Origin of the sequence: Dyella sp. S184 (genome assembly GCF_009766065.1) — a bacterium.
GTDB lineage: Bacteria > Pseudomonadota > Gammaproteobacteria > Xanthomonadales > Rhodanobacteraceae > Rhodanobacter.
The window spans coordinates 87,459-106,798 of sequence record NZ_LMUE01000003.1 but is presented as its reverse complement, the minus strand read 5'-3'; the positions used below and the strand labels follow the sequence as shown (position 1 = coordinate 106,798).

Genomic DNA, 19,340 nt, shown 5'->3' with positions numbered 1-19,340 from the left:
CGACATCGGTATCGATGATCATGGATGGCCTGCAGGTGGGGTGGGTGCGGCGGGTGCCAGCCGACGTGCGATCGCGGCCGGGCGGGTATCGGGTTTTGCCTGTGGCGCAAAGAGCAGCCACCAGATCAGCATCAGCAGCGCGATCTTGAGTGCGATAACAACGAACAGCTCGAGCGTCAGCCGGTGCAATGGCCGAGGAGATGACGATGCCAGGTAGTTAGGCAAGAGTCGAATCCCGACATTACGAACCCACCAGCGGGATAGTGGAGATTCTTCGGGTGCGTCTCTCGGGTGTGCGGCTTCGGCCATGATCATTCCCCCTGACGGGTTGGAACTATCGTGGCGTGTCGGCGAACCCGCTTGGCGATACTGCAACGCCTGAATCTTATCACAGGCAGCGTGACGGTTTAGTGCACCGCGCTGATGAGGTGCTTGTTGATGGCATGCAGATCACGAGCAGAATTACTCCCGCGAGCCGAGTGTGCGGCAACGTACAGAGCATGCCGCCGGAAGAGCAGATCATCCAATGGCGGTTCGAAAGCAATATTGGCGACACCCACGACAGGGACGTTTCTCGAGTATCAACGCCAACCTGGATAGCGCCGACATGCAATCTAACGAACACCGTTCCAATCACCCGATTCGCATTCACAAAAGTGATCATGAGCTGGATATCGAGAAGCACTCCGACATTGCCGAAAACGAAGACAGCGAGATCGAAGAAGGTTCATGGAATCATCGCCGCAGTCCAAGTTCGTTGAACAATTCTTCTCCGGGCCGCCGGCCCGAACGCGCCGATCCAACCATGATGCACGATCGCCGCTAGTCGCAGCTGCTTCCGCGCGCGATCAACTTACAGCAGCGCGAATAGACGGCTGGCCTTGGTGAATTGAAATTCATGCCTACGACGGCGATGTACGCCTCGAGACAAGGAAATTGACATGCAACACTACTTTTGGAACGACTACTTCGGTTGGGGATGGCTGCTCTGGTGCGGTGTCCTCATCCTGTTTTTTTCGAGCTTTGGAAACTGGCGCTATACCTACGCGGCGCACAGGCGATATGGCTTGCCTCTGCAGAAAGAGGCGCTCGATATTCTCAACGAGCGATACGCCAAAGGCGAGATCACTCGTGAGCAATTCGGGCAGATGAAGTTGGACATATCGAAGGTATAGGTCGGGACAGATACGGAGTCCCCATGGCATCCGCCGGCCTGCACATCCTGACGATCAATGGCGGTTCGTCGAGTATCAAGTTCGCACTTTTCGAGGCGGATGCTTCATTGCGGCGGGTGTTGGTGGGCGAGCTTGCGCGGATCGGACAGCCGCAGGCCACGTTTGTGGTGCAGGAAACGGTCGCGGCGGATAGCGTTACGCATGCGGTAACGGCGCCGGACCACACGGTTGCCGTGGGTGTTCTGCTCGACTGGATCGAACAGAGAGGTCTGCACGACACGTTGGTAGCGATAGGACACCGGCTTGTCCATGGCGGACCGGAGTTCCACGAACCGCAGCAGATCACTGCGACCATGATGCAAAAGCTGCATGGGCTCAGTCCATTTGATCCCGAGCATATGCCGGAGGAACTGCTGCTGGTCGAGGCGTTTCACCGTCGTTTTCCGAAGCTGCATCAAGTCGCGTGTTTCGATACCGCCTTTCATCACGACCTGCCGCGCGTGGCCAGGCTGCTGCCGATCCCGCGCCGTTATGAGGCTCTGGGTGTCAGGCGCTATGGCTTCCACGGTCTGTCCTATGCCTACCTGATGCAGGAGCTGATGCGTCTCGGCGATCCGGCGGCCACGTCGGGCCGAGTGATCCTGGCGCATCTTGGCAGCGGAGCAAGTCTCGCTGCGGTTGCCGGTGGCAAGTCGATCGATACCAGCATGAGTTTCACTCCCTGCGCGGGCGTACCGATGGGTACACGCGCAGGCGATCTGGATCCCGGGCTGGTCCTGTATTTGTCGAACGTCGAGAAGATGAGCGCGAAGCAGTTCAACGACATGGCCAATTTCCAGTCCGGCCTGCTCGGCATATCCGAAACCAGCTCCGACATACGCGACTTGCTGGATCACGAGACGCATGACGTGCGTGCGGCTGAAGCGGTTGCGCTCTTCTGTTATCAGATAAAGAAATGGATTGGAAGCTACGCGGCGGCGCTGGGTGGTGTGGACACGTTGGTGTTCGCCGGTGGTATCGGCGAAAACGCATCATCGATCCGCGAGCGGATCTGCGGCGGCCTCGATTTTCTTGGAATTGTGCTGGATGCAAGCCGCAATGCACAGAACGGTGCCCTGATCTCTCCCGATGACGCACGCGTCAAGGTACGCGTCATTCACACCGACGAAGAACTCATGATCGCGAAGTCCGTCCGTCGCGTCCTCCCTCTCACGTGCCGGAATACCCAACCATGAAAACCCATACATTGACGCCGGAACTTCTCCACCAGATGGATGCCTATTGGCGCGCCGCCAATTATGTTTCGGTCGGCCAGATCTATCTCTACGACAATCCGTTGCTGCGCGAGCCGCTGACGCTGGCACATGTGAAGCCATTGGTGGTCAGTCACTGGGGCACGACTCCTGGTCAGAATTTCATCTACGTGCATTTGAACCGTGTCATCAAGGAATATGACCTGGACATGTTCTATGTCGCTGGTCCCGGTCACGGTGGTCCGGCTGTCGTGGGGAATGTCTATCTCGAAGGCACATGGACGGATGTTTATCCTGATGTCACCCAGGACGAAGCCGGACTGAAAAAGCTGTTCAAGCAATTCTCGTTTCCTGGCGGTATCTCCAGCCACGTCGCGCCCACGACGCCGGGTTCCATTCACGAAGGTGGAGAGCTGGGGTACTCGCTGAGCCACGCCTTTGGTGCCGCCTTCGACAATCCGGGCCTGATCGTGGCCTGCGTCATCGGCGACGGAGAGGCGGAAACCGGACCGCTGGCCACTGCGTGGCAGTCGAACAAGCTACTTGACCCGATCACCGATGGTGCGGTGCTGCCGATCCTGCATCTGAACGGATACAAGATCAGCAACCCGACGGTGCTGGCACGCATCGACCATGACGAGCTGGAGCAGTTTTTTCGTGGCTGCGGGTGGACGCCGTACTTCGTCGAGGGCAATGACCCAGACACGATGCACGAGCTGATGGCCAGCACGCTGGACCAGGCGATCGAAGACATCCGCACGATCCAGGCCAGTGCGCGCGCGGAGCACAATACCACCCGCCCGCGCTGGCCGATGATCGTGCTGCGTTCACCCAAAGGCTGGACCGGACCCAAGATAGTCGACGGCTTGCAGATCGAAGGGACCTTTCGTTCGCATCAGGTGCCGTTGCTGGTCGACGCAACCCATCCCGATCACGTGAAGCTGCTGGAAAGCTGGATGAAGAGCTATCGCCCCGAAGAGCTGTTCGATGAAAACGGCCGGCTGATCACGCAGCTCGCGGCGCTGGCGCCGATGGGCGACCGGCGCATGGGCGCCAATCCGCACGCCAACGGGGGCTTGCTGATGCGCGACCTGCGCATGCCGGACTTCCGCGAGCATGCCGTGAAGATTACATCCCCGGGTGCCGTGGATGCCCAGGACACGATGGTGCTGGGCAAGTTTCTGCGCGACGTGATCACGCTCAATCACGAGCAGCACAACTTCCGTCTGTTTGGCCCCGATGAAACGCTGTCGAATCTGCTGGGCGCCGTTTTCGAAGCGACCGACCGCCAGTGGGACGCGAACATGCAGGGTAACGACGAGTACCTGGCACCCAGCGGACGCGTGCTCGACTCGATGCTCAGCGAGCATCAATGCGAAGGATGGCTGGAAGGTTATCTGTTGACAGGGCGGCACGGGTTGTTCAACAGCTACGAAGCGTTCATCCGCATCGTCGACTCGATGTTCAGTCAGCACGCCAAATGGCTCAAGGTGACCAAGGAGCTGCCCTGGCGCCGGCCGATCGCATCACTGAACTACTTGCTCGCCTCGCACGTCTGGCAGCAGGACCATAACGGCTTCACGCACCAGGATCCCGGCTTCCTCGATCACGTGATCAACAAGAAGGCCGACATCGTGCGGGTGTACCTGCCGCCGGATGCCAACTGCCTGCTGTCGGTGGTCGACCACTGCTTGCGCAGCCGCAACTACGTCAATGTGGTGGTGGCCGGCAAGCATGCGTTGCCGCAATGGCTGGGCATGGATGCCGCCGTGGTGCACTGCACGCAAGGTATCGGTATCTGGCAATGGGCAAGCAATGATCAGGACAGCGAGCCGGATGTGGTGATGGCCTGCTGCGGCGATACGCCGACGCTGGAGGTGCTGGCCGCGGTATCGATCTTGCGTGAGCATCTGCCCGAGCTGAAGATCCGGGTGGTCAACGTGGTCGACCTGATGAAACTTCAGTCTTGTTCCGAACATCCGCATGGATTGAGCGATGCGGATTACGACTCGCTGTTCACTCGCGACAAGCACATCATTTTCGCCTTTCACGGCTACCCGTGGCTGGTCCACCGGCTCACCTATCGGCGCACGAATCGCGAATTGCATGTGCGCGGCTACAAGGAGGAGGGCACGATCACCACGGCCTTCGACATGCGCGTACAGAACGAGCTGGACCGTTTCCACCTGGTGCAGGACGTGGTGGATCGCGTGCCGGGGCTAGGCTCGAAGGGCGCGTATCTCAAGCAGCAGATGCGCGACAAGTTGATCGAGCACAAGCACTACATCGACCAGCACGGCCAGGACCTGCCCGAGATTCTTCACTGGAAGTGGAAGGCGTGATGTCGCGATAACGCGGCCATGGATGAAAGCGATCGAACGCGAACCGGCATGCCGAAGGTTCGCGTCAACCCGGATGCGGGATGCGTCTGCTCACTGGTAGAGCCTGGCAAAGCCAGCAATGAAAGGACGACGTGTCATGACAACCGATCCCGATCCCTCCAAAGCCACCGATACCACATCGGAATCGAAACCCGCGGCCAAGGACGATCTGAAAACGATGCCGCTGGCGGACCTGGAAAAGAAGCTGGCATGCTCGCCGGATGGACTCGGTCAGGCGGAGGCCGCCAAGCGGTTGGCCCAGGACGGGCCGAACGAGATCGAGGAGAAGAAGCCGAACCTGATCCTCAAGTTCCTCGGCTATTTCTGGGGGCCGATTCCCTGGATGATCGAGGCTGCAGTGATCCTGTCCGGCGTGGTGCGGCACTGGCCGGATTTCTTCATCATCTTGCTGTTGCTGGTCGCCAACGCGGTGGTGGGTTTCTGGGAGGAACATTCGGCGGGTAACGCGATCGCCGCGTTGAAGGCCCGGCTGGCGACGAAGACGCGGGTGAAGCGCGACGGCAAGTGGGTCACCCCGCCGGCGCGTGAGCTGGTGCCGGGCGACGTGATCCAGCTGCGACTGGGCGACATCGTTCCCGCCGATGCCCGCCTGCTGGACGGTGATCCGATGTCGGTCGACCAATCGGCGCTGACCGGGGAGTCGCTGCCGGCTACGCGCAACCCTGGCGATGCGGTGTTTTCCGGTTCGATCGTGCGCCGCGGCCAGAGCAACGCAATGGTCTATGCCACAGGCACCCATACCTACTTCGGCAAGACCGCCAAGCTGGTTGAGGAGGCGCAAACCGTCAGCCATTTCCAGAAGGCTGTGCTGAAGATCGGCAATTACCTGATCATTCTGGCGGTGGCGATGGTAGTGGTGATCATCGCCGTGGCGATTTTTCGCGGCGATCCGATCCTCACCACGCTGCAATTCGCGCTGGTGCTGACTGTGGCGGCGATTCCGGTGGCGATGCCGACGGTATTGTCGGTGACGATGGCGGTCGGTGCGCGCCTGCTCTCGAAGAAGAAGGCGATCATCAGCCGGCTGGTGGCGATCGAGGAACTGGCGGGTGTGGACGTGCTGTGCGCGGACAAGACCGGCACGTTGACCCAGAACAAGCTGAGCCTGGGCGATCCGTTCTGCGTCGACGGCGTCACCGCCGCGCAAGTGACCCTGGATGCCGCGCTGGCTTCGCGCGCCGACAACGACGACACCATCGATCTGGCCGTGCTCGGTGGCCTGAAGGATGACCAGGCTCTGAAGAGCTATCAGGTCGTGCATTTCACACCGTTCGATCCGGTGCACAAGCGTACCGAGGCCAGCGTCAAGGACAAGGACGGCAAGGCATTCAAGGTGACCAAGGGCGCGCCGCAGGTGATCCTGGATCTGGCGGCCAACGCGGCCGCGGTGAAAGGCGCGGTCGACAAGGCAGTCAATGACTTCGCCGCGCGTGGCTTTCGCTCGCTCGGCGTCGCGCGCGCCGAGGCCGATGGCATCTGGCAGCTGGTCGGCGTATTGCCGTTGTTCGATCCGCCTCGGGAGGATGCGAAGGCGACCATCGCGCTGGCGCTGGCGATGGGAGTGAAGGTCAAGATGGTCACCGGCGATGCGCTGGCGATCGCCAAGGAAACCGCCAAGAAGCTGGACATGGGCACGAATATCCTCGATGCCAGCAGCCTGGGTGACTCGACGAAGGAAGAAAGCGCTGCCGTGACGGCGTCCATCGAGAACGCCGACGGCTTTGCCCAGGTATTCCCCGAGCACAAGTTCCACATCGTCGACGTGCTGCAGAAGCACGGCCATATCGTAGGCATGACCGGCGATGGCGTGAATGACGCGCCGGCCTTGAAGAAGGCCGACTGCGGCATCGCGGTGTCCGGCGCCACCGATGCGGCGCGTGCGGCGGCATCGATCGTGCTGACGACACCGGGGCTGTCGGTGATCATCGACGCCATCAAGGAAAGCCGGCGCATCTTCCAGCGCATGAACAGCTACGCGATCTACCGCATCGCCGAAACGCTGCGTGTACTGCTGTTCATGACCTTGGCGATCCTGGTGTTCAACTTCTACCCGGTCACTGCGGTGATGATCGTGATGCTGGCCCTGCTCAACGATGGCGCGATCCTGTCGATCGCCTATGACAACGTGCATTACCGGAACCAACCCGAAGCCTGGAACATGCGCATGGTGCTGGGAGTTTCCACCGTACTGGGCGTGGTCGGCGTGGTGGCTGCGTTCGGGCTGTTCTATCTCGGCGAGCGCGTCTTCCACATCGACCGGGCGCAGATCCAGACCATGATGTACCTGAAGCTGTCGGTGGCCGGCCACTTGACCATCTTCCTGACCCGCACGCGCGGCCCGTTCTGGTCGATCCGACCGGCGCGGGTCCTGTGGATCGCGGTGTTGGGCACGCAGATCCTGGCGACGCTGATCGCGGTCTACGGGTTCCTGATGCCCCCGCTGGGTTGGGGTTGGGCAGGGTTCGTCTGGGGCTACGCGTTGATCTGGTTCCTGATTAATGACCGCGTGAAGCTGCTCGCTTACCGGATTCTTGATCCGGCCAAGGTCGGCGACAAACCGCAAGTCAAGGCCAGTCCAAAACCCGGCGCTGCAACCGAACCTCCAGTCGGAGCGAAACCTGAGCCGATACATCAGGCCAAGGTTGTCGCCATGCTGGACACGAAGGTTTTTCCACCCGATGGCACGGCCGAAGCTTCAACCGACGCGAAAGTCACGCCCCAGATTGACGCAACCGATGCCAAGGCCAGGATACTGCCCGAAGTCAGGCGCGTCGCCACGGCCGAACCGCCATCGCCAGCCGTGCAGCAGGTTCAGCCAGAAATCGAAGTCAAACCTGATTCTGGTGCGAACGCGAAGCCCGAGAGTGGGCCTGAAGCGCAAGCCGGGAAGTTGCCCGAGGTGACGCCGCAGCTCGTCAAGCGTGTCCATGCGCTCTACGAAGAGCTGGGTCGCGAAGATGTTCAGGCTGTCCAGGAAACAGAAAAAGTGCATGCGGCGCCGCGCAAGGATGAAGCATCGAAATGAGTACGTCCCTATCTCAGACATGGCCATCATGATGAAGACGAAGATCGATACAGAGGCATTCCGCGTTTCGCCCGTCGATGGAGTCACGCTCGGCGACCGGCCGACTCGCGTGAAGTCGTTCTGCAAATCGAAGAAGCACTACAAGAAGTTGCTTGAGGAGCACGTGGAAGTGCTGACCGAACTGCAGCAGCTCCACTACGCGTCCGAACGCTATGCCTTGCTGCTGGTTTTTCAGGGCATGGATGGCGCGGGAAAGGACGGCGCGATCCGCCATGTCATGTCCGGGGTCAATCCGCAGGGCTGCGAGGTTTTCAGTTTCAAGCAGCCTAGCGCCGAGGAACTGAAGCACGACTTTTTGTGGCGCACGACGTGTCGGCTGCCCGAGCGTGGCCGGATCGGCATTTTCAATCGCTCGTACTACGAGGAAGTGCTGGTTGTCCGCGTGCACCCGGAGTTGCTGCACACGCAACTGCTTCCGGAAAAAGTTCTGGATGAGAAAGACATCTGGGAGAAGCGCTACCGGTCCATCACCGATTCCGAAGAGCACCTTTCCCGCAATGGCACCCGGATAGTGAAAATCTTCCTCCATCTATCGAAGGAAGAGCAGCGCAAGCGTTTCCTCGCGCGGATTGACGAGCCCGACAAGAACTGGAAATTCAGTCTCTCGGATATTCACGAGAGGAAGTACTGGAAGCAGTACATGGAGGCATACGAGGCCTGCTTGAGCGCGACCAGTGCGCATCACGCCCCTTGGTACGTCGTTCCCGCCGACGACAAGGAGAATGCCCGGTTGATCGTTTCCCAGATCGTTATCGACACATTTAAAGGACTCCATATGGCTTACCCCGAAACGAGCGGAGCACGGCGAAAGGAACTGCTGTCGATCCGCAAGCAACTTGCCAAGTGATGTGACCCTTCGTAGGTGCGGACCCGCATGTGCGCTCGTGCCGAGCGTGACGAGACGAGTCGTGGCCAGTCGACGTGAGGGTGCCCGCCGCGCTTAAAGTCGATCACCGCCAAAGCCGGCGCGTTTCAGTCCCTGAATCACATAGGGACACTCACGCATCAGTGACCACAGCAGACCACTCCGATGATTTTCGATCATCAGCACAACCGGGCCCTGGTTGATTCCGAAGTGCCAAGGCGAAACCCAGCCACCGGCGTGACCAGGCTTTGCGGCATAGGTTGGATTGATGGTTGCCCTGAAGCCGTAAGGATTGACGTCGTGAAGCTTCAACTCGTCGACGAAGTAATCGATGGCAGGCAACACGATCTCCGGTGCAAACGGCAGGGAGGCGACCACCGACCACGGTGCGATGGTCCCGTCGTCGGGACCGTACGGAACTCCCCGTGCGACATAACCAAGAAACTGACGTTCCACGCCGTCAATCAGCACGGTATCGGGACCGGGGCCCTGGCTTGCGGTCAGGCCCCAGCAATTGGCCGTATAGCCGTTGAATCCCAACGGGTTGGCGATGGCATATTGCCGCTGTATGTACGTCGCGCGACGACTGTTTTCAAAATAATCAATGCCCTTGTCGCGCATGAAGTTGTCTTGGATGCCGCGGAAGTCGATCCAGATCTGCGGAAATTGGTGGGTAAACAGGGCGCCGCCGTAGAGGTAGTCGTAACCATAGACATGTTTCCATTCGTACCCCGATGTCCACGCCTGATAACTGCGCTGCGGAATCGGATGGGTTGGTGAGCCAAGCGCCAATAGATAGAGCAACAGGGCTTCGTTATAGCCTTTCCAGCGCGGCGTGAGGAATCCGGACTCGGGACGCCATCCCATGCTTATGGCCGCATCGCCATCAAGCGCCCAATCCCACTCTACGCGTCGATAGAGTGCATCGACGAGTGAGCGAATTTCGACTTCGGCGGGTGCTTGCCCAGCGAAAAATCTTGCACTGGTGAGCATGCCCGCAAGCAGCAGCGCCGTATCGATGGTCGACAATTCGCATTGCCAGGCACGTCGGCCGGTTTGCATATCGAGGAAGTGATAGTAAAAGCCCCGATACCCGGTGGCATCTGGTTCGGGACCGTGAGGACTCTGCGCAAAGAACCGCAGGGTGGCGAGTGTGCGTTGCACGGCCGCCTCGCGCGACAGAAGGTCACGTGTAACTGCGACTGGATAGGAAGCCAGAGCAAATCCCACGGCCGCGATACTTGAAGGCCAATCCCGCGACCACTTGTCGCCAGGCGCAGTCTTGTCGCAAATCAATCCATTGACTGGATTGGCTTCGCGTTCGAAATAGCGAAAAGCCTTCTTCTGGATGTCCTGAAGCTTTTCATCGGCGCTCCCGGGTGGGTTACTCATCGCACGAGACCAGGGGAGGGTGCCGATTCACGAAGACAACGGGTAACCTTGGTCGTACAGCCATTCTGGAGTTGTGCGACGGCTAGTGGCGTCGACACGCGTTCCATCCGAGCCACATGCGCTTGATCTTGAAGATCCGCCGGCTCGATTCGTGGTCATCAGATGACGCTCTCAGTCGACGCGGAAAACAGAGATATTCTCGCAATCAGGGCAACGAAATGTCTGCAGATCTGCGTCTTCTGCGTGAGAGGGCCTGTCTTCGCGGACGGCGCTCTGTGGATGCCTTTGCATCTCGACTTTGTGGCCAGAATTCGCGCATGTCTTGCAAATTACCGGTCCGCTGGGAAGAGTCGGGTAAACATTTTCCATGTTAGCAATCCAGGTGGTCGATTGCGCCGAAATTTGGTCTGTCATTGGTTGAGACCTATGCCTGGCGCGGTCCATAGATGACTTAATTGCCAGCCGGATCTTTGGCCAGCGCGAGATGCTGTTTCAGCGTTGGCAGTATAAACACCCGCCTCGTTGTCACTGAATTCGAAGGTAACCCTTATCCCGTGCACAGCATGTGCAAAAGACAGGATGTTTGGTGATTTTCGATGGGTGCCATTCAATCAGGGACTTCGGCTATTCGTGGCTTGAAATCACCCGTATATGCCACTCTGTTCGATGGTTGCGGCACCAGAAACAATATTGGACAGCGAGCCGACAGTGGCGTTCTTAACCGTTCATCAACTTTGCTGCCTAGCGAGTGGGTCATCACGTTGATATGCAGCCTCTGCCTCATTCTTGAGCGGCTGCGCCACCGCTGTCTCGATCATTTCGCGTGAGTGCTTGGTCGATTCCGCAACCCGGTCGTGAAAAGTGGATCGGAAGCCGACAGCCCGCGACCTCAGCTGCATGATCCGAACAATATCTAAACGACGCCTTTTGCCAGATGGTCGAACATGCGCCATTGACCGTCGACACCCTCGACGGTGATCAGGGTGTCGTTGCCTCGTTGTTGCGCCCTCAGAGCGGCGCTGATTGCGAACCGAAGGGCGTCCATGCGGCTTTTAAATTCTGAATGACCATCATTACTCACCGACACAGACCATTCGCCATGACGCGACGGTGCATAGGGGATGTCAATGATGATCATAAAATGCGCATGCGTGGCTGACTGATCTGAAGCGTGGCCTTATTACAGTGACTACACCGTAAAAGTTGACGACGGATCGTAGCCAATTTTTGGTGGTGTGCTTTACCGCTAAGTCTCAACACGCTGCGTACACAGAGGTGTGGTGGGTTACTGCGCTACGGCTTCTCATCATCACGAACCCAGCACTGATCTTGGGCTAGGTTGACAGGCTAATTCAACGGTGCCCCTGCGAACCCAGTGGAAAGCCAAGAAAGCCATCGAATCGTCGTAACGCTCGCGCAAAAAGCCAGAGATGGCGCAGATGCGCAGCAATTGGCTGACTTCATTGTTTCTTCCTGGCAGACGATCGAAGCTTCCCTTTCGCCCATCATTGGGCAGCGCAGCGTCGCAACGCTCTATAAGCGCAGCTTTTATCTCGCCAGCCGAGAGCATCCATGGTTGATGGATATGCATGAAGGCATGCAGACAACGGTGAATCTTGCTGCGTTGAAAGCCGCACTCCTCGAGCGGACTAGCGCTGAGATCGCAGCCGGTGCGGGAGCCGCACTGCAGATGTTTTACGAGGCGCTAACCAACCTGATTGGGGCCTCGCTCACTGAACGACTAATGCGATCCGTATGGGCAGATCTGTTTCCTGTTCCTACGCAGGAAAACTCAGCATGAATAAGACCGTGACCATCAATCGCTTGGCCACCGGCGTTCCCGGCCTGGACGACGTGCTCGGAGGAGGGCTGCCCGAATTCTCGTTCAACCTGATCGCGGGGCCACCGGGTTGCGGCAAGACTACCCTTGCGCACCAGATGATGTTCGCCCTGGCCACGCAGCGGCGTCCGGCAATCTATTTCACCGTGCTGGGCGAGCCGCCGTTGAAGATGTTGCGCTACCAGCAGCAATTCGAATTTTTCGACGATGAGTCGATCAATCAAGCGGTTCGCTTCATCAGCCTGACCGACGACATGATGGCGGGTGGCCTCAAGCAGGTGCTGCGCCGGATCGTCGACGAAGTAGAGGCGCAGAACCCGGCACTTGTGTTCGTCGACTCCTTTCGGTCGGTGATGTTGACAAGCACAGCCGAAGGCGGGGCCTATCTCAACCTTCAACATTTCGCTCAGCAGTTGGGCATGCTGATGACAAGCTGGCAGGCCACGACGTTCCTCATCGGGGAATACTTCAACGAGGCCGATGCCAATCCGGTGTTTACGGTGGCGGACGGTTTGATCTGGTTGCGTCAGAGCGTGCAACGCAACTCGATGGTGCGCAAGTTGGAGATCATGAAAATGCGTGGCCAACCCACGCTACCGGGGTTGCACACTTTTCGTATTGACGCTTCTGGCATGCGCGTGTTCGCACCCGCTCGGGTATCTGTCGCGACGCCCGCTGTCTCTGCTGCGACGGGCTCCAATGAAAGGCTTCGGATGGGCGTGCCTCGTCTGGATGACATGCTGGGTGGCGGCCTGCCGCGCGGCTATTCCATGCTTGTGGCTGGTCCTTCAGGCTCAGGCAAGAGCATTCTTGCGGCAGCCTTTTTGGCAGAGGGGGCGCGTTGTGGAGAAACCGGTGTCATTGCGGCTTTTGAGCAAGTTCCCAACCGTTCTCATACACCGATTCTTGCTGAGCTGATCGACAAAGGCAGGGTGGCTTTGGTGAATAACCGGTCACCCGATTTGTCGATCGATGAAATCATGCTTCTGCTGGCGTCGGAGATCCGTCGCCTCAAGGCGACACGCGTAGTGATCGATTCGCTGTCAGGCTTCGAGCTTGCCTTGGCTCCGACCTTTCGTCCGGACTTTCGCGAAAATCTATCGCGTATGATTGCCGCCCTCGCGGCGGAGGGTGTCACGGTGCTGATGACTTCCGAGCTGGAGGATCGCTACACGGATCTGCGCTTCAGTCCGTACGGTACTGCTTTCATGACGGACGCCATCATCGTACAGCGCTACATCGAGGTCGACAGTCGGTTGCTGCGCATGATGGCGGTGGTCAAGGTGCGCGGGAGCGCGCACTCGGATGAGTTGCGTCTCTTCAGTATCAACGACAACGGCATCCAAATTAGCGAGATGCTCACTGATCAAGAGGGATTGCTGGGTGGCAGACCTAGGAAGAAAGATCACCGTGATGTAGCGTCCCTCAACGCTGAAAATGCTCATGAATGATCCACACACGTCAGATCTTTTGCTATGAGCAGCAAACCAGTCGATGACACCGAGGCTGCAGCGCTTGCAGCACGTGAACTTGTCCAGCTGCAACAGCAAGCCGAGCAAGTGCGGGAAGTATTGAATGGCTTACAACAGAATCTGGTTGAAGTAGAGACTAGTCTGGATAACAGCCATGCGGCGCAACTTCGTGAAGCCAACGAGCATTTGGTGCAGGCGGCTCTTCTTGCCCATAGCCATGCCGATACCGTCAAGCAGGCACTAGAGCAAGTGTCACGAACTGCCGAACTCGATGCGTTGACCAAACTCCCGAATCGCCCTCTGCTGTTCGATCGCTTTACCCAAGCCATCGCTATGGCAAAACGCACCGGAAATCGGGTGGCGATTCTTTTCATTGATCTCGACGACTTCAAGCACATCAACGATACGTTCGGCCACACGATGGGCGACGAAGCACTTCAAGCGGCGGCACACTGCCTTTCGTCATCCGTTCGCGATGCAGACACCGTAAGCCGCCATGGAGGCGATGAATTCCTGATCCTGCTCCCGGACTTGGCTGATGCCTCCGACGCGGCCGTCCTCGCCGAGAAGGTCATAACGGCACTCGCAAGACCCATGCGGCTTGGTGATCATGTATTGCGGTTGGCTGCAAGTATTGGCATCAGTATCTACCCCGATGACGGTGCGGAAGCCGACGCGTTGATCCACCATGCTGACGTCGCCATGTATCGAGCGAAAAAGGGCAGCCCTGGAAGTGTTGTGTTCTACGGCGATGAAGCTATAGATCAGTCTCCTCATGAGCCGATTGCGCTGGCATCGCTGAAGCGTCCCTTGGTTCGTTATGAGGAGGCGTTGCTGGAGCACGAGCGTCGCCATGCGCAGCTGTGCGAGGCGAACGAGCAGCTTGTGATGGCGGCGCTCAATGCGCAAGACCTGCAGGCGGCCGCAGAACAGGCACACCGAAAGCAAACAGAGTTTCTGGCCTTCGTAGCGCACGAATTGCGTGCCCCGCTGGCGCCAATTCGTCTGGCGACAAGCATGATGGTAGAGGTGGGCACGGAGGAGTTGCCCAAGATGCAGGCGATCATCGAGCATCAAGTCACGCACATGGCTCGACTCGTAACCGATTTGCTGGACGTATCGCGAATCAATACCGGAAAATTGCGAATCGAATGTCGAAGGATCGACATCGTCTCGATTCTCGATGCTGCTATCGAAGGATGCCGGCCTGCGATGGATCTGCGTTTGCAGCACTTCCGGTTGCAGTTGCCCGCAGTTGCCGTGGAGGTACAAGGTGACCCCGTTCGGCTGACACAGGTCATGAGTAACCTGCTCACCAATGCATCGAAGTACACGCAAGAAGGTGGGCAGATCAGGCTGCGACTTGTGCCGACTGACGCTGACGCCGTGATAACTCTGACCGACAACGGCATCGGCATCAGCGCCGCCGCGCTACCGGAGATCTTCAATCCCTTTGTGCAAGATGCACATGCCATTGGGTTCAACGGAACGGGCCTGGGCATAGGCCTGACGGTGGTTCGCGAACTGGTTGAAGCGCATGGCGGCACGATTGTGGCGACCAGTGACGGCAAGGGATTCGGTAGTCAATTCGTGGTGACGTTGCCTCTGGCCCAAGCCTCCCTGACATCCCGGGATACTGGGTCTGCGACATGACACCGTGAACCCCAGCAATTCGGAGCTTGGAGACCTTCGCGGCTCAGAGCCAACCACCATTGAAACCGGCACGCTTGAGCCCATGAACGAGATAGGGGCATTCGCGCATCAATTTCCACAACAATCCGCTTCGATGATTTTCGATCATCAACAGGACCGGTCCCTGGCTGATGCCGTAGTGCCACTGCGAGATCCAGCCTGCTTTATCGATCCCTTTTCCAGGATAGGTAGGGTTGATCGTCGCCCTGAAGCCATATGGATTGACGTCATGCAGTTCGAGTTCGTCGACAAAATGATCGATAGCTGGCAAGACGATTTCAGGTGCGAACGGCAGTGATGCGACCACCGCTGATGGCGAGATCGTGCCGTCATCGGGGCCGTACGGCGCACCGCGTGCGACATAGTTGAAGAACTGGCGTTCGATGCCGTCAATCAGGACGGTCTCCGGTCCCGGACCTTGGCAGGCGGTCAGACCCCAGCACTTCGGCCCATAGCCGGCGAACCCAAGGGGATTGGCAATCGCGTATTGGCGTTGGACATAGGTTGCGCGCTGACTATTTTCGAAATAGTCGATGCCTTTGTCGCGCATAAAGGCATCCTGGATACCGCGGAAGTCTATCCAGATGTGTGGAAACTGATGCGTGAACAGGGCTCCGGCATACAGATATTCATGTCCATAGATTTGCTTCCATTCATAGGCGGTCACCCAGGCCAGGTAGCTGTTTTCAGGAATCGGATGTGTCGGCGACCCCAGCGCTAGCATGTATAGCAACATTGCCTCGTTGTAGCCCTTCCAGGAAGGTCCGAGAAAGCCACTTTCAGGCCTCCATCCCATGCTTACTGTCGAATCATTGTCCTGCGCCCAGTCCCATTCCACGCGACGATAGAGTGCATCGGCTATCGATCGGATTTCAACCTCGGCGGGCGCTTGCCCGGCGAAAAAACGTGCACACGTGAGCATGCCAGCCAGTAACAGCGAAGTATCAATGGTCGATAGCTCACATTGCCAAGCGCGCCGACCGGTCTGCATATCGAGAAAGTGATAGTAAAAGCCGCGGTACCCGGTGGCGTCCGGCTCGGGGCCGTGTGCACTTTGGGAAAAGAATCGCAACGTGACTAGCGTCCGTTGGACGGCTTCCTCGTACGAAAGGAGGGCGCGGGTCACCGCGACTGGGTAGGACGCCAAAGCAAAACCAACGGCAGCAATACTTGCGGGCCAGCCCGATATGTCGTTGCCGTCCGGCGCGGTCTTGTCAAGAATCAATCCATTGCTTGGATTGAACTCATGCTGAAAGTAGCGGAAGGCCTTTTGCTGGATGTTCTGGAGTTTTTCGTCAACGCTCTCGGGCGGATGATTCATTGGATTTCCAGGCTCTTCTATCTATAGAGCCATCATGTAAGCGTTGCTCTGAAACAGAATTTCATCTAGCCGTAAAGTCAGGTAGAAGGCGATCGAATTCGCGTTTTACCACCGCATAGCACTCGCAACAGGCTCGCTCCAGGCCGGGCCGATCGAGCACGGTGATGTGCCCGCGGCGGTATGTGATCAGACCTTGCAATTGAAGTTTTCCGGCGGCTTGCGTGACGCCTTCACGCCGTACGCCGAGCATGTTGGCGATAAGGTCTTGGGTCATGATCAGCTTGTTGGAAGGCAGCCGGTCAAGACTCATTAGCAACCAACGGCATAGCTGCTGATCGACCGAATGATGCCGATTGCACACTGCGGTCTGAGCCATCTGTGTGAGCAGAGCCTGTGTATAGCGCAGCAACATGTGCTGCAACGCGCCGGATAGGCTGAATTCCTTTTTCAGCAACTGCCCCTTGAGCCGATAGGCGTAGCCTCGACTTTGTACCACCGCACGATTGGGTGTGGTTTCACCACCCATGAAAAGCGCCACGCCGACCATGCCTTCGTTGCCGACCACGGCGATTTCAGCCGACGCACCGTCTTCCATGACGTAGAGAAGCGAAATGATGGCATCGGTCGGGAAATAGACATGCTGTAGCGTGGTGCCAGATTCGTACAAGACATGACCAAGTGGCAGCTGCACCAGTTCTAGGTGCGGGAACACACGCTCACGAGCCTCCACTGGCAATGCAAGGAATAGATGGTTCTCTTGGGGTTTATGATTATTCGGCATACGCGCACCAAGCTTGATTCACCCGAAGGCATTGAGAGGGGCGCTCTAAGCGTGGCTCGCTTACAGCTGCTCAGCATAAGCACGTGTTGCGTTCATGCTGTGTGTACGGCGCCGAACATGGCTGCTTCGTGTTGCGCACGCTCACGTAACAGCCTTCCCAAGCCGGGTCATGCAGTGCATGAAGATCCAAATTGGGTGGCCGATCCCGTTGTCGAGCATGTGCTGGATGCGAGCGCATTTCGGCTTAGAAAAATTCCATCGCCGCATCAAATCTACGCTTCGATCGAGGTGAGTGATGTCGCTCATGGTCGTCAATTTCTAAACAAATGACATTGGAAATCCACATTCCGATCGAACGGAAGTTGTCACAGTGAATTGACGCGGTCAGGTAGATCATGACTCACGACCCTCACGGTCGTGAGGTGAATCCATGAACAGATATAAATATCTCGCTTTCGTCGCGATTGTTGGAACCTTCCTCACAGCGACTGCTCCCGCCGTAAAAGCCCAGATCGCCATCGGTGTTGGCATCGGAGTCGCTCCTGAATGCCCTTACGGTTACTACGACTACAATCCTTATCCGTGTGCACCTTATGGTTACTACGGCCCGGAATGGTTTACGGGGGGTGTCTTCATTGGTGCTGGTCCGTGGTTTCGCGGCCGTCACAACTTCCGCGGGCACGTAGATAACCGCTTCGATGCACAACGTGGCTATCGAGGCCATATGCCGAATCGCGGCGAGAGGCCAACGATGGCGCAGCGTCCAGGCAGGGTGGCCAACTTCAGAGGAAATGAAGTTCGCGATGGGCGCGGCCACGTAGGCGGTGGTGGCGATAGACAACACTAGAAAGAAACGGTCGATACATCGCGCTCGGCAGCGAATAAAATCAATTCGTTGCTGCAGCGCGCTGTCAGCGCGATACGTCGAGCAGGCCGCACAGACATATGTGAGTAAGCATCCGACTGTGCCGAAACAGCGAAAGCGGAAGCATGGGCTGCTGTGCACACCAAAAAGTACGGCTTAGGCAGCGAAGGCTGCAAAGCTTGCCAGAACCCAGGAACTGTTCCGGCCACGAGTGCCGCCTTCAATAGCGAAACCAGCCAGGCCGCGCCAGCCCACGAGAACAATCAGGGCGGTGCTCGCAAGCGAAGCAGCCGTGAGAGCAGCGCTCGCGCCGCTGCCCAGAGATTCCCACTGCGCGACTCGCGGTTTCTCTAGTGCAGTCCAACTACTAACCATGTTGATACAACAAGGAAATGCGCGCAGCAACGACATCGATCGTCGTCTTGCCTGCACATTGGCGGCGATCGCAGGCGCGCTTAACACGGCTGCATTCGAGGCGGTCGGTTTCTTCTCAGCCAACATGACCGGGAACGTCTCCTCACTTTCCGACCATGCAGCACTCGGTGAATGGCAGTCCGGTGCGTTCTACCTGACCATCGTTCTTGCCTTCATTGGCGGCGCGGCAGTTTCCACGCTGCTGATCAATGCTGGCAGACGGCGGCAAATGCATGGCATCTATGCATTCAGCATACTGGCTGAGGCGGTTCTGATGATGTTGCTTGGCTGCGCTGAGCTCTGGCTGCCTCAGCAGCAACGCGGGCCTGTTCCAATCCTGGGACTGAGCTTCCTGATGGGACTCCAAAATGCCGTGGTGACGCGTATCTCTGATGCTCGCGTCCGGACAACACATGTGTCGGGCATGGCCACAGATATCGGGATCGAACTCAGCATGCTGTTCGATATTGCTCGTGGGCATGAACTTCATGCGGATGTCGCCTCATACCGATCGAAGCTCCGGCTTCATGTACAGACGGTGCTGTCGTTTCTGGTAGGTGGTGTTGTTGGCATTGTGGTCTATCTCGCTATCGGCAGCCGACTTCTTTTTGGAACGGCTGCGGTGCTCTTGGTTATAGCGCTTGTAGGAATCCGAAAGGCGCACGTGCTGCGCAACGAGCGGTCGATGCTGCCATCGTAGCCCAGCGCCTCGGACCAAGCCTTCCGTTGACCTACTGCGAGTGAACTATCGCTAATACGGAAACGCACAATCCGTATTCTCGC

16 protein-coding genes are annotated in these 19,340 nt (G+C 58.0%); 11 read left to right on the top strand and 5 right to left on the bottom strand.

Annotated features, from left to right (window positions below; genetic code table 11):
• Nucleotides 1-18: 18 nt before the first annotated feature.
• A complete protein-coding gene (gene cydP, locus GSQ75_RS07985) occupies nucleotides 19-225 on the bottom strand; it encodes a cytochrome oxidase putative small subunit CydP (RefSeq protein ID WP_254058497.1) in 207 nt (68 codons plus the stop codon).
• Between the two features lie 382 nt (nucleotides 226-607).
• Between cydP and GSQ75_RS07980 the strand changes: the two genes are divergently transcribed.
• The 6 genes from GSQ75_RS07980 (at nucleotide 608) to GSQ75_RS07955 (ending at nucleotide 8,762) form a co-directional block, all read left to right on the top strand.
• The gene (locus tag GSQ75_RS07980) at nucleotides 608-826 is read left to right on the top strand and encodes a hypothetical protein (protein ID WP_158754035.1); all 219 of its coding nucleotides are present in this window, start codon (nucleotides 608-610) and stop codon (nucleotides 824-826) included.
• 115 nt (nucleotides 827-941) lie between these two features.
• Nucleotides 942-1,175 carry an SHOCT domain-containing protein gene (locus GSQ75_RS07975; RefSeq protein WP_158754034.1) on the top strand — a complete coding sequence of 78 codons (234 nt, stop codon included), beginning with the start codon at nucleotides 942-944 and terminating at the stop codon, nucleotides 1,173-1,175.
• A gap of 23 nt (nucleotides 1,176-1,198) precedes the next feature.
• On the top strand, nucleotides 1,199-2,410 hold the full coding sequence (locus GSQ75_RS07970) for an acetate/propionate family kinase (protein WP_158754033.1): 1,212 nt from the start codon (nucleotides 1,199-1,201) through the stop codon (nucleotides 2,408-2,410).
• A complete protein-coding gene (locus tag GSQ75_RS07965; protein WP_158754032.1) occupies nucleotides 2,407-4,770 on the top strand; it encodes a phosphoketolase family protein in 2,364 nt (787 codons plus the stop codon). Before GSQ75_RS07970 ends, GSQ75_RS07965 begins: the two co-directional genes overlap by 4 nt.
• 136 nt (nucleotides 4,771-4,906) lie before the next feature.
• Nucleotides 4,907-7,855 (top strand): plasma-membrane proton-efflux P-type ATPase, encoded by a 2,949-nt coding sequence (locus tag GSQ75_RS07960; RefSeq protein WP_216840652.1) that lies wholly within the window; start codon nucleotides 4,907-4,909, stop codon nucleotides 7,853-7,855.
• 31 nt (nucleotides 7,856-7,886) lie between these two features.
• Nucleotides 7,887-8,762, top strand: a complete 876-nt coding sequence (locus tag GSQ75_RS07955; RefSeq protein WP_158754031.1) for an ADP-polyphosphate phosphotransferase — start codon at nucleotides 7,887-7,889, stop codon at nucleotides 8,760-8,762.
• A gap of 93 nt (nucleotides 8,763-8,855) precedes the next feature.
• Here the strand turns inward: GSQ75_RS07955 and GSQ75_RS07950 are convergent, their stop codons facing one another.
• Entirely contained in the window at nucleotides 8,856-10,172 is a 1,317-nt protein-coding gene (locus GSQ75_RS07950) for a glucoamylase family protein (RefSeq protein WP_158754030.1), read from the bottom strand.
• A gap of 913 nt (nucleotides 10,173-11,085) precedes the next feature.
• A complete protein-coding gene (locus tag GSQ75_RS07945; protein ID WP_158754029.1) occupies nucleotides 11,086-11,310 on the bottom strand; it encodes a hypothetical protein in 225 nt (74 codons plus the stop codon).
• A 237-nt stretch (nucleotides 11,311-11,547) separates the two neighbouring features.
• Here GSQ75_RS07945 and GSQ75_RS07940 point away from each other — a divergent pair, with 237 nt between their 5' ends.
• The 3 genes from GSQ75_RS07940 to GSQ75_RS07930 are packed head-to-tail and all read left to right on the top strand — an operon-like array spanning nucleotide 11,548 to nucleotide 15,137.
• Complete coding sequence (locus tag GSQ75_RS07940; protein WP_158754028.1) at nucleotides 11,548-11,973, top strand: hypothetical protein; 426 nt, start codon at nucleotides 11,548-11,550, stop codon at nucleotides 11,971-11,973.
• Entirely contained in the window at nucleotides 11,970-13,463 is a 1,494-nt protein-coding gene (locus GSQ75_RS07935) for an ATPase domain-containing protein (protein WP_158754027.1), read from the top strand. The genes GSQ75_RS07940 and GSQ75_RS07935 overlap by 4 nt, the downstream gene beginning before the upstream one ends.
• A gap of 24 nt (nucleotides 13,464-13,487) precedes the next feature.
• Nucleotides 13,488-15,137 (top strand): diguanylate cyclase, encoded by a 1,650-nt coding sequence (locus GSQ75_RS07930; RefSeq protein WP_158754026.1) that lies wholly within the window; start codon nucleotides 13,488-13,490, stop codon nucleotides 15,135-15,137.
• A 43-nt stretch (nucleotides 15,138-15,180) separates the two neighbouring features.
• On the opposite strand, the gene GSQ75_RS07925 is transcribed toward GSQ75_RS07930, so the two are convergent.
• Both GSQ75_RS07925 and GSQ75_RS07920 read right to left on the bottom strand, forming a co-directional pair.
• On the bottom strand, nucleotides 15,181-16,497 hold the full coding sequence (locus GSQ75_RS07925) for a glucoamylase family protein (RefSeq protein ID WP_158754025.1): 1,317 nt from the start codon (nucleotides 16,495-16,497) through the stop codon (nucleotides 15,181-15,183).
• A gap of 61 nt (nucleotides 16,498-16,558) precedes the next feature.
• Entirely contained in the window at nucleotides 16,559-17,278 is a 720-nt protein-coding gene (locus GSQ75_RS07920) for a Crp/Fnr family transcriptional regulator (protein ID WP_158754024.1), read from the bottom strand.
• A 430-nt stretch (nucleotides 17,279-17,708) separates the two neighbouring features.
• On the opposite strand from GSQ75_RS07920, the gene GSQ75_RS07915 reads away from it, so the two are divergent.
• Nucleotides 17,709-18,125 carry a hypothetical protein gene (locus GSQ75_RS07915; protein ID WP_158754023.1) on the top strand — a complete coding sequence of 139 codons (417 nt, stop codon included), beginning with the start codon at nucleotides 17,709-17,711 and terminating at the stop codon, nucleotides 18,123-18,125.
• Between the two features lie 391 nt (nucleotides 18,126-18,516).
• Complete coding sequence (locus GSQ75_RS07910) at nucleotides 18,517-19,257, top strand: YoaK family protein (protein WP_158754022.1); 741 nt, start codon at nucleotides 18,517-18,519, stop codon at nucleotides 19,255-19,257.
• Nucleotides 19,258-19,340 lie beyond the last annotated feature (83 nt).

What these genes read in the sequence shown, in the direction of transcription:
- GSQ75_RS07980 (WP_158754035.1), top strand. Translation starts at nt 608, where the DNA reads ATGCAATCTAACGAACACCGTTCCAATCACCCGATTCGCATTCACAAA.
- GSQ75_RS07975 (WP_158754034.1), top strand. Translation starts at nt 942, where the DNA reads ATGCAACACTACTTTTGGAACGACTACTTCGGTTGGGGATGGCTGCTC.
- GSQ75_RS07970 (WP_158754033.1), top strand. Translation starts at nt 1,199, where the DNA reads ATGGCATCCGCCGGCCTGCACATCCTGACGATCAATGGCGGTTCGTCG.
- GSQ75_RS07965 (WP_158754032.1), top strand. Translation starts at nt 2,407, where the DNA reads ATGAAAACCCATACATTGACGCCGGAACTTCTCCACCAGATGGATGCC.
- GSQ75_RS07960 (WP_216840652.1), top strand. Translation starts at nt 4,907, where the DNA reads ATGACAACCGATCCCGATCCCTCCAAAGCCACCGATACCACATCGGAA.
- GSQ75_RS07955 (WP_158754031.1), top strand. Translation starts at nt 7,887, where the DNA reads ATGAAGACGAAGATCGATACAGAGGCATTCCGCGTTTCGCCCGTCGAT.
- GSQ75_RS07950 (WP_158754030.1), bottom strand. Translation starts at nt 10,172, where the DNA reads ATGAGTAACCCACCCGGGAGCGCCGATGAAAAGCTTCAGGACATCCAG.
- GSQ75_RS07945 (WP_158754029.1), bottom strand. Translation starts at nt 11,310, where the DNA reads ATGATCATCATTGACATCCCCTATGCACCGTCGCGTCATGGCGAATGG.
- GSQ75_RS07935 (WP_158754027.1), top strand. Translation starts at nt 11,970, where the DNA reads ATGAATAAGACCGTGACCATCAATCGCTTGGCCACCGGCGTTCCCGGC.
- GSQ75_RS07930 (WP_158754026.1), top strand. Translation starts at nt 13,488, where the DNA reads ATGAGCAGCAAACCAGTCGATGACACCGAGGCTGCAGCGCTTGCAGCA.
- GSQ75_RS07925 (WP_158754025.1), bottom strand. Translation starts at nt 16,497, where the DNA reads ATGAATCATCCGCCCGAGAGCGTTGACGAAAAACTCCAGAACATCCAG.
- GSQ75_RS07920 (WP_158754024.1), bottom strand. Translation starts at nt 17,278, where the DNA reads ATGCCGAATAATCATAAACCCCAAGAGAACCATCTATTCCTTGCATTG.
- GSQ75_RS07915 (WP_158754023.1), top strand. Translation starts at nt 17,709, where the DNA reads ATGAACAGATATAAATATCTCGCTTTCGTCGCGATTGTTGGAACCTTC.
- GSQ75_RS07910 (WP_158754022.1), top strand. Translation starts at nt 18,517, where the DNA reads ATGTTGATACAACAAGGAAATGCGCGCAGCAACGACATCGATCGTCGT.